Origin of the sequence: Streptomyces durbertensis (assembly GCF_014156695.1) — a bacterium.
GTDB classification, from domain to species: domain Bacteria; phylum Actinomycetota; class Actinomycetes; order Streptomycetales; family Streptomycetaceae; genus Streptomyces; species Streptomyces durbertensis.
In genome coordinates, this window is the sequence record NZ_WMLF01000203.1 from 1 (window position 1) to 9,442 (window position 9,442).

Below are 9,442 nucleotides of genomic sequence, written 5' to 3' on the forward strand. Positions count from 1 at the left end.
GGCGGTGGGTCCGCCCGGCCCCGCGCCGGGTCACAGCGGGATGTTGCCGTGCTTCTTCGGCGGCAGCTGCTCGCGCTTGGAGCGCAGCGAACGCAGGCCGCGCGTGATGTGGCGGCGGGTCTCGGACGGCATCACGACCGCGTCGACGTAGCCGCGCTCGGCGGCGACGTACGGGTTGAGGAGGGTGTCCTCGTACTCGGCGGTGAGGCGGGCGCGCAGCTCCTCGCGCTCGGTCTCGTCCTCGACGGCGGCCAGCGCGCGCCGGTGCAGGATGTTGACCGCGCCCTGGGCGCCCATGACGGCGATCTGGGCGGTGGGCCAGGCGAAGTTGAGGTCGGCGCCCAGGTGCTTGGAGCCCATGACGTCGTAGGCGCCGCCGAAGGCCTTGCGGGTGATGACGGTGATGAGCGGCACCGTCGCCTCGGCGTAGGCGTAGATGAGCTTGGCGCCGCGCCGGATGATGCCGTTGAACTCCTGCTCGGTGCCGGGGAGGAAGCCGGGCACGTCGACGAAGGTGAGGACCGGGATGTTGAACGCGTCGCAGGTCCGCACGAAGCGTGCGGCCTTCTCGCTGGCGTCGATGTCGAGGCAGCCGGCGAACTGCATGGGCTGGTTGGCGACGACGCCGACCGGGCTGCCCTCGACCCGGCCGAAGCCGGTGATCATGTTGGGCGCGAACATGGCCTGGGTCTCCAGGAACTCGCCGTCGTCCAGGACGTGTTCGATTACCTCGTGCATCTCGTACGGCTGGTTCGCCGAGTCCGGGATGAGGATGTCCAGCTCCCGGTCGCGGTCCGAGGTCTCCAGGTCCGCCTCCTCGGGGAAGACGGGCGGCTCGGAGAGGTTGTTGGAGGGGAGGTAGGACAGCAGCGCCTTGACGTACTCGATGGCGTCCTTCTCGTCGCCGGCCATGTGGTGGGCGACGCCGGAGGTGGTGTTGTGGGTACGGGCGCCGCCCAGTTCCTCGAAGCCGACGTCCTCGCCGGTGACGGTCTTGATGACGTCGGGTCCGGTGATGAACATGTGCGAGGTCTGGTCGACCATCACGGTGAAGTCGGTGATGGCGGGGGAGTAGACCGCGCCGCCCGCGCACGGGCCCATGATCAGCGAGATCTGCGGGATGACGCCGGAGGCGTGCACGTTGCGGCGGAAGATCTCGGCGAACAGGCCGAGCGCGGCCACGCCCTCCTGGATGCGGGCGCCGCCGCCGTCGTTGATGCCGATGACCGGGCAGCCGGTCTTCAGCGCGAAGTCCATGACCTTGACGATCTTCTCGCCGTAGACCTCGCCGAGGGAGCCGCCGAAGATGGTGAAGTCCTGCGAGTAGACCGCGACCGGCCGGCCGTCGACGGTGCCGTAGCCGGTGACGACGCCGTCGCCGTAGGGACGGTTCTTCTCCAGTCCGAAGTTGGTCGAGCGGTGCCGGGCGAACTCGTCCAACTCGGTGAAGGAGCCCTCGTCCAGCAGCAGCTCCACCCGCTCACGGGCCGTCAGCTTGCCCTTGGCGTGCTGCTTCTCGACGGCTCGCGCCGAGCCCGCGTGCGTCGCCTCCTCGGCTCGTCGCTGGAAGTCGGCGATCTTGCCCGCGGTGGTGTGGCCCTGTTCGTTCAGCAGGGCAGGGGTGTTTTCCTGCTCGGACACGGGAAGCGGCTCCTACTCGTCCTTAGGGATTACCGACTCGTAGGGTATCGGCGCGGGCACAAAACGGCGGTGCGGCGTTGGCCACACCTAGGCTGGCCGCATGAAGCCGAACTTGTCCGGGAATCTGCCCCTCGTAGGGCCCGGCGACACGCCCCGCAACGCCGCGCGCGGCGGCCGTCCGTCCGTTCTGCGTGTGGCCGCGGGGGGCGGCGGCGGGCCGTGGAGCGATCTCGACCGTCCGCCGCTGAACGCCGCCGCGCTGCGCCGCGCCCTCCTCGGTGAGGACGGGCTGTGGACGGAGCTGGAGCTGGTGGAGGAGACCGGGTCCACCAACACCGACCTCGTCGAACGGGTCCGGCGCGGTGAGGCCGAGGAGGGCACGCTGCTGATCGCCGAGCGGCAGACCGCCGGCCGGGGCCGGCTGGACCGCGACTGGGTGGCACCGGCCCGCAGCGGCCTGTTCTTCTCGTTCGTGCTGCGTCCGGGGCCCGAGATCCCGGTGCGGCGGCTCGGCTGGCTGCCGCTGCTGGCCGGGGTCGCCACCGCGACGGCGCTCTCCCGTGCCGCCGGCGTCGACACGGCCCTCAAGTGGCCGAACGACCTGCTCGCCACTGTCGACGGTGACGAACGCAAGATCGGCGGCATCCTCGCCGAACGCATCGGCGACCTCGAGCACGGCGCGGTGGTCGTCGGCATCGGCCTCAACGTGTCGCTGCGGGCGGACGAGCTGCCGGTGCCCGGCGCCGGCTCGCTGCTGCTCGCGGGCGCCGCCGGTACGGACCGCGATCCGCTGCTGCGCGCCGTGCTGCGGTCGATCGACCAGTGGTACCGGCGCTGGCGGGACGCCGGGGGCGACGCCGCCGCCTGCGGCCTCCAGGAGACGTACGCGGCCGGCTGCGCGACCCTGGGCCGCCGGGTGCGGGTCGAGCTGCCGGGTGGCAGCGCGGAGGAGGGCGAGGCGGTGGCGGTCGACGGCGACGGCCAGCTGGTGCTCAACATCGGCGGCGGGGTGCTGGAGACGGTGGACGCCGGTGACATCGTGCATCTGCGGCCGGCCGGCTGACGGCGGCGTCGTGACCGTCGGTCGGCAGGGGTGGGCGCGGGGCGGGCGCGCCCGTTCGCCGCGTCCACCCCGGTGCCACGTGAGATACGGCACACCTGCCGTATCGTGGGGCCGTACACCGCGCGGCGGGCGCGGTGGAGCTGAACGGGTAAGGGCAGTGCGCACGGACCTGGCAAGGGGCGGTTGGTGACCGCGAACGATCCTGAGAGCGCCCTGCGCGCGGCCGGGCCCGACGAGCGCTCCGCGAGTCCGGACGCGCGCGTCGCCGGCGGCGCGGACGCCGACCCGACCCCGGACGCCGGGCACGGGCCGGACGACAACAACCGGGACCCGGAGGACGGAGAGGGCGCGCGTGAGGGCGCCCCCGACGATCCCGGGGCGGACGAGGACGAGACCACGCTGGACCCCGCGCCCGCGCACGCCTCCTCCTCCCACGCCCGTGAGCGGCACCCGCGCGACGAGCCGCCCGTGGACAACCCGAACGCCCTCAAGGTCGAGGAGCTGATCCTCGGCTCCGAGCGGAAGTACACGCCCTTCCAGGCCGCCCGGGCCGCCGACGTCCCGATGGACCTGGCCGCCCGCTTCTGGCGTGCCATGGGGTTCGCCGACATCGGGCAGGCGCGGGTGCTGACCGAGGGCGACGTGCTGGCGCTGCGGCGGCTCGCCGGTCTGGTGGAGGCCGGCCTGCTCAACGAGGCGATGGCCATCCAGGTCGCCCGTTCCACCGGCCAGACGACCGCCCGGCTCGCGGAGTGGCAGGTCGACTCGTTCCTGGAGAGCCTGACGGTCTCGCCGGAGCCCGGGATGAGCCGGATGGAGGTCACGTATCCGCTGGTCGAGCTGCTGCTGCCGGAGCTGGAGGAGTTCCTGGTCTACGTGTGGCGGCGGCAGCTCGCGGCGGCGACGGGCCGTGTGGTGCAGGCCGCCGACGACGAGGAGATGGTGGACCGCCGGCTCGCCGTCGGCTTCGCCGACCTCGTCGGCTTCACCCGGCTGACGCGGCGGCTGGAGGAGGAGGAGCTGGGCGAGCTGGTGGAGGCGTTCGAGACGACCGCCGCCGACCTGGTCGCCGCCAACGGCGGCCGGCTGATCAAGACGCTCGGCGACGAGGTGCTGTTCGTCGCGGACGACGCGGGGACGGCCGCCGAGATCGGTCTGCGGCTGATCGAGACGCTGTCGAACGACGAGACGATGCCGCAGCTGCGCGTCGGCCTGGCCTTCGGCGCCGTCACCACGCGGATGGGCGACGTCTTCGGCACGACGGTGAACCTGGCGAGCCGGCTCACCTCGATAGCGCCCAAGGACACCGTGCTCGTCGACGGCGCGGTACGCGACGAGGTCACGGCGGCGGGCGAGGCGCCGGAGTCGGAGAAGGAGTCGGCGGAGAGCCCGGAGCGGGCGAAGGGCTACCGCTTCGCGCTGCGGCCGCTCTACCAGCGGCCGGTGCGGGGGCTCGGCGTCATCGAACCGTGGCTGCTCGCCCGCCGCGACTGACCGGCGCTTCCGCCGCCCGGTCGCGGCCGCCGGCCGGGCGGGCCTACCTGGTTGTCGGTGGCTCCCACTAGTGTGTGAGCGACCGTTAACCAGGGAGGGTGCGATGACGCGCTACGGAGAGTGGGTCGAGGTCCGGATCGACGAGGAGGGCGGCGAGCGGACGCACGTCGCGGAGCTGGTCCTCGACCGGCCGAAGGCGATGAACGCCGTCTCCACCGACATGGCCCGGTCCCTCGCCGAGGCCTGCGACGCGCTCGGCGCCGACCCGGGGGTGCGGGCGGTGGTGCTGACGTCGACGCACGAGCGGGCGTTCTGCGTCGGCGCGGACCTCAAGGAGCGCAACTCCCTCACCGACGCCGAGCTGGTCCGGCAGCGGCCGCTGGCCAGAGCCGCGTACACGGGCGTGCTGGAGCTGCCGGTGCCGACGGTCGCGGCGGTGCACGGCTTCGCGCTGGGCGGCGGCTTCGAACTGGCGCTGGCCTGCGACGTGATCGTCGCGGACCCGACGGCGCTGGTCGGCCTGCCCGAGGTGTCGGTGGGCGTCATCCCCGGCGGCGGCGGCACCCAGCTGCTGCCGCGTCGCGTCGGCGCGGCCCGCGCGGCAGAGCTGATCTTCAGCGCGCGGCGGGTCGAGGCGGCCGAGGCGCACCGGCTCGGCCTCGTGGACGACCTGGTCGGCGAGGGCGAGGACCGTACGGCGGCGCTGGCGCTCGCCCGCCGGATGGCGGCGAACTCGCCCGTCGGGCTGCGCGCGGCCAAGCGGGCGCTGCGGCTGGGCTGGGGCATGGACTTGCGGGCCGGCCTGGAGGTGGAGGACGCCGCGTGGCGTTCGGTCGCGTTCTCCGGCGACCGGGCGGAAGGCGTCGCGGCCTTCAACGAGAAGCGCCGCCCGAACTGGCCGGGACACTAGCCGCCGGGCCTGGCGCTGGCGGGGCGGTGTCGCGACGCCCCGGATCTGCGCTCCGCGCTCCCCGGCCGGGGCGCCCGCGCCGCGTCGACCCCGCCTCGATTCGTCGGCGCCGACGTGCCTCCGACCCACCTCGATCCGCCGGAGCGGCCCAGGGGCGTGGCGGACCGCCGGGCGGCCTTGTGAGGGGCCGCATACGGGCGTCCGCTCTGGTGCGGGGTGCTCCGAGGCCCGGTGGCGGCTGGCGCTGTTCTTGTCGCCGGGTCACCTGGCGGCCGGGTCATCGGGTCGCCGTGTCGCCGGGCCTCCGGGTCGGCGGGGGCGCGGGCGGCGGACGGCGTTTGTCCGCTTCTCCCCGCCGACACCGCCGCCGGGGCGGTGTCGGCGGCGAGCCGTTCGGCAGTGGGACGCGGGACAAAAGGTACAAAGGTTAATAATTGACCCCATGGGAGACGACAAGCGGTTGCGAGCCGTGGCGGTGTTGGCCCGGGCGCTGGCGCGGGCGGACTCGCCTCGCGTCGCCGCGCAGGCGGCGGCCGCCGGGGTGCGGGCCGCCCTGGCGGGCTCGTTCGCGGCCGTCTTCCGCTGGGAGCGCGGCCGTGGCCGGCTGCGCGTGCTCGCCCACGACGGCGAGCCGGCGGCCGGTGAGGCGCACTTCCCCGTCGACGACTCGTACCCGCCTCGCGACCTGGCCGAACCGGGCGGCGGGGCGCCCGCCGGGTGGAGCGGTGGGACGGAGCCGCGCGCCTGGCTGGTGCGCCTGGACGCCGCCGACGGCGGGACGCTCGGTGGCGCCGCCGGGGCGGTGGTCGCCCCGCTGGTGTTCGACGGGCGGCTGTGGGGCGAGCTGTATGTCTCCCGTCGGTCGGAGGAGGTGCCGTTCGAGTCGGCGGACGCCGAGTTCGCGAGCGCGCTGGCCGCCGTGGTGGTGGGCGGGCTGGCTCAGCAGGAGCGGGTGGCGGAGCTGCGCCGGCTGGCCTTCACCGACCAGCTGACCGGCCTCGGCAACCGGCGGGCCGTCGACGACGCGCTGGGGGCGGCGCTGGAGCGGCACCGGGTCGACGGCACGGTGGTCAGCCTGGTCGTCTGTGACGTGAACGGGCTCAAGCGGGTCAACGACCGGGAGGGGCACGAGGCCGGCGACCTTCTGCTGGAACGTTTCGGCGCACTGCTGTCCGAGGTCGGCGCGGAGCTCCCCGGTGCGCTGGCGGCCCGGCTGGGCGGCGACGAGTTCTGTCTGACGGCCGCCGGGCCGAGCGCCGACGAGGTCGTGCGGGCGGCGGAGCAGCTGTGTGAGCGCGCCGCCGGACTCCCGGTCGGCGAGGGCATCGCGTGCGGTGTCGCGTCCACAGGCGACCCGATCGGGCCGGTGGACTCCGGGCGGCGGCTGCTGCGGCTCGCGGACGCCGCGCAGTACCGCGCCAAGGCCTCGCGGTCCGTCAAGCCGGTCGTCGCCGGGCGGGAGATCGTCGAACTCGCCGACACCGCGGGGCAGCCCCGGCCGGGCGAGCGGCGCAGCTTCCGCGCCCGGTAGCGGGGAGGGTCGGCCCGTGGACCGGGCAGGGCGCGGCGGGTCTCGGCTCGCAGGCCGGCCCCGGTGCGAAGCCGCGTACGGACACCCCCGTGACAGATGACGATTCAGTCCCTATGGTTCGTGAATATGGATATGCAGAGCAGCACTGTGGTGGTCGGCCCCGGCGGGGTGACCGCCGAGGACGTGATCGCCGTCGCCCGTGGCGGCGCCCGTATCGAGCTGTCCGCCGAGGCGCTTGCGAAGGTCGGCGCCAGCCGCCGCTTCATCGACGAGCTCGCGGCCAAGCCGGAGCCCGTGTACGGCGTCTCCACCGGCTTCGGCGCCCTCGCCGTCCGGCACATCAGCCCCGAACTCCGCGCCCGCCTCCAGCGCAACATCGTCCGCTCCCACGCGGCCGGCATGGGCCCGCGCGTCGAGCGCGAGGTGGTGCGCGCGCTGATGTTCCTGAGGCTGAAGACCGTCGCCTCCGGACACACCGGCGTCCGCCCCGAGGTGCTGCGCACCATGGCCGACGTGCTCAACGCCGGCATCACGCCCGTCGTCCACGAGTACGGCTCGCTCGGCTGCTCCGGCGACCTCGCGCCGCTGTCCCACTGCGCCCTCACCCTCCTCGGCGAGGGCGACGCCGAGGGCCCCGACGGCGTGGTCCGCCCCGCCGCCGAACTCCTCGCCGCACACGGCATCACCCCGGTCGAGCTGCGGGAGAAGGAGGGCCTGGCGCTCCTCAACGGCACCGACGGCATGCTCGGCATGCTGGTCATGGCCTGCGCCGACCTCGCCCGGCTGCTCACCTCCGCCGACATCACCGCCGCGCTCACCCTGGAGGCGCTGCTCGGCACGGACCGGGTGCTCGCCCCCGAACTGCACGCCATCCGCCCGCACCCCGGGCAGGCCGCCAGCGCCGCGAACATGCTCAAGGTCCTCGCCGGCTCCGGCCTCACCGGCCACCACCAGGACGACGCGCCGCGCGTCCAGGACGCCTACTCGGTGCGCTGCGCCCCGCAGGTCGCCGGCGCCGGACGGGACACCCTCGCGCACGCCCGGCTCGTCGCCGACCGTGAACTCGCCGCCGCCGTGGACAACCCCGTCGTCCTCGCGGACGGCCGCGTCGAGTCCAACGGCAACTTCCACGGCGCCCCCGTCGCCTACGTCCTCGACTTCCTCGCCATCGCCGCCGCCGACCTGGCCTCCGTCGCCGAACGCCGCACCGACCGGCTGCTCGACAAGAACCGCTCGCACGGCCTGCCGCCGTTCCTCGCGGACGACCCCGGCGTCGACTCGGGCCTGATGATCGCCCAGTACACCCAGGCGGCACTCGTCAGCGAGATGAAGCGGCTCGCCGCGCCGGCCTCCGTCGACTCCATCCCCTCCTCCGCGATGCAGGAGGACCACGTCTCCATGGGCTGGTCGGCGGCCCGCAAGCTGCGGACGGCCGTGGACAACCTGTCCCGTGTCGTCGCCGTCGAGCTGTACGCGGCGGCCCGGGCGCTGGAGCTGCGCGGCCGGTCCGAGGACGCCGCCGTCGGCACGCCGGCCCCGGCCACCCGCGCGGTCGTCGACGCGGCCCACGCCGCCGGGATCGGCGGAGCCGGTGAGGACCGCTTCCTCGCGCCGGACCTCGCGGCGGCCGAACGGTTCGTCCGGGAGGGCGGGCTGATCGCCGCGGCCGAGTCCGTCACCGGCCCGCTGGCCTGACCCGCCACCGCCCGCTCGCGGGCTGACACCGTTCCTCCGAAGGGCGCCGCCGGCCGACACGCCGGCGGCGCCCGCGTGGTGTCAGGAGGCTTCCGATGAGGCCGTCGGACGGCCGGGCTGCGGGTGAGAGGGCCGGGGCCGCTGGGTCGACGCCCGGCACCGCCGGCCCGGCGGTCAGCCGAAGGAGCGGGCCTCCGGCCGCCGGATCAGGAGAAGCGGGTCGGGGAGAGCCCCACCGGGCCGTCGCTCGGCGCGCCGACCGCGCGGGAGCGCCGCACCGAGTGCGCCACCAGACCCGCGCCGAACACCAGGAAGGCGACGCCGCCGGTCACGTACGGCGTCGTGTCGAAGCTGCCGGTGTCGGCGAGCAGGGGGCCGTCCGCCGCGGGGCCCGCAGCCGCCGGGTCCGCCGCCGGGTCCTGGGCCGCGGTGCCGTGTGTCGTCGAGCTCTCCGCCGCCGGGGCGTCGGCCGTCGACGGGGCGGCCGGTCTGCCGCTTTCGTACGTGGCGTTCGCCGACGGCACGAACCAGAGCGCGAACAGCAGCCCGCCCGCCGCCGCGGAGGTCACCAGGGGACGGTGGTGTGCGGCCACGGAGCCACCCTTCGTGCGGTGAAACAGCAGTACAGGGGCCGATGTTAGCGATCGCGGCGGGTCGCGCGGAAGCCCTGTCGGAACCGCCGCCTAGGCTCCTCACATGACCATCGACGAATCATCCCGGTTTGTGCGACTTCAGGTGGAACTGGTGCTGGAGGTCGCGGACGCCGACGCCCTCACCCGCGCCGCCGTCGCACACGTCGAGAGCGACGAACTGATCCCGGACGAGGAGCGCGCCCACGCCGTGTCGGCCGTCACGGACCGGACCGACGGCGTCGCCGAGGCCATCGCCTACCTCGTCGACCCGATCGACCTGGTGGGCGAGGCACCCGGTGTCGAACTCGCCCAGGCGTCCTGGAGCAGCGAGACCGTCGACTACGACCCGAAGAACTCCTGGCCGTACGCGTCCCCGGGGGAACCGTACGAGGCGTGGGAGACGGACGACGAGGACTACCTCGACCCCGCGGACGGGGCGGGCCCCGCCCCCCGCGGCCGTCACGCCGGCTGAGCCG

8 protein-coding genes are annotated in these 9,442 nt (G+C 74.5%); 6 read left to right on the forward strand and 2 right to left on the reverse strand.

Annotated features, from left to right (window positions below; translation table 11 throughout):
- Positions 1-30 precede the first annotated feature (30 nt).
- The gene (locus GL263_RS14965) at positions 31-1,614 is read right to left on the reverse strand and encodes an acyl-CoA carboxylase subunit beta (RefSeq protein ID WP_194377550.1); all 1,584 of its coding nucleotides are present in this window, start codon (positions 1,612-1,614) and stop codon (positions 31-33) included.
- A gap of 127 nt (positions 1,615-1,741) precedes the next feature.
- On the opposite strand from GL263_RS14965, the gene GL263_RS14970 reads away from it, so the two are divergent.
- The 5 genes from GL263_RS14970 to hutH all read left to right on the forward strand — a co-directional run bounded on the left by GL263_RS14970 (position 1,742) and on the right by hutH (position 8,334).
- On the forward strand, positions 1,742-2,704 hold the full coding sequence (locus tag GL263_RS14970) for a biotin--[acetyl-CoA-carboxylase] ligase (protein WP_182856200.1): 963 nt from the start codon (positions 1,742-1,744) through the stop codon (positions 2,702-2,704).
- A gap of 186 nt (positions 2,705-2,890) precedes the next feature.
- The gene (locus GL263_RS14975; protein ID WP_438947959.1) at positions 2,891-4,198 is read left to right on the forward strand and encodes an adenylate/guanylate cyclase domain-containing protein; all 1,308 of its coding nucleotides are present in this window, start codon (positions 2,891-2,893) and stop codon (positions 4,196-4,198) included.
- Between the two features lie 103 nt (positions 4,199-4,301).
- A complete protein-coding gene (locus GL263_RS14980) occupies positions 4,302-5,108 on the forward strand; it encodes an enoyl-CoA hydratase/isomerase family protein (RefSeq protein ID WP_182856201.1) in 807 nt (268 codons plus the stop codon).
- Positions 5,109-5,550: 442 nt separating this feature from the next.
- Positions 5,551-6,639 carry a GGDEF domain-containing protein gene (locus GL263_RS14985; RefSeq protein WP_182856202.1) on the forward strand — a complete coding sequence of 363 codons (1,089 nt, stop codon included), beginning with the start codon at positions 5,551-5,553 and terminating at the stop codon, positions 6,637-6,639.
- Positions 6,640-6,771: 132 nt separating this feature from the next.
- A complete protein-coding gene (hutH, locus tag GL263_RS14990) occupies positions 6,772-8,334 on the forward strand; it encodes a histidine ammonia-lyase (RefSeq protein ID WP_438947960.1) in 1,563 nt (520 codons plus the stop codon).
- A gap of 206 nt (positions 8,335-8,540) precedes the next feature.
- Here the strand turns inward: hutH and GL263_RS14995 are convergent, their stop codons facing one another.
- Entirely contained in the window at positions 8,541-8,906 is a 366-nt protein-coding gene (locus tag GL263_RS14995) for a hypothetical protein (protein ID WP_194377552.1), read from the reverse strand.
- A gap of 124 nt (positions 8,907-9,030) precedes the next feature.
- On the opposite strand from GL263_RS14995, the gene GL263_RS15000 reads away from it, so the two are divergent.
- Positions 9,031-9,438, forward strand: a complete 408-nt coding sequence (locus GL263_RS15000; protein ID WP_182856205.1) for a hypothetical protein — start codon at positions 9,031-9,033, stop codon at positions 9,436-9,438.
- Positions 9,439-9,442 lie beyond the last annotated feature (4 nt).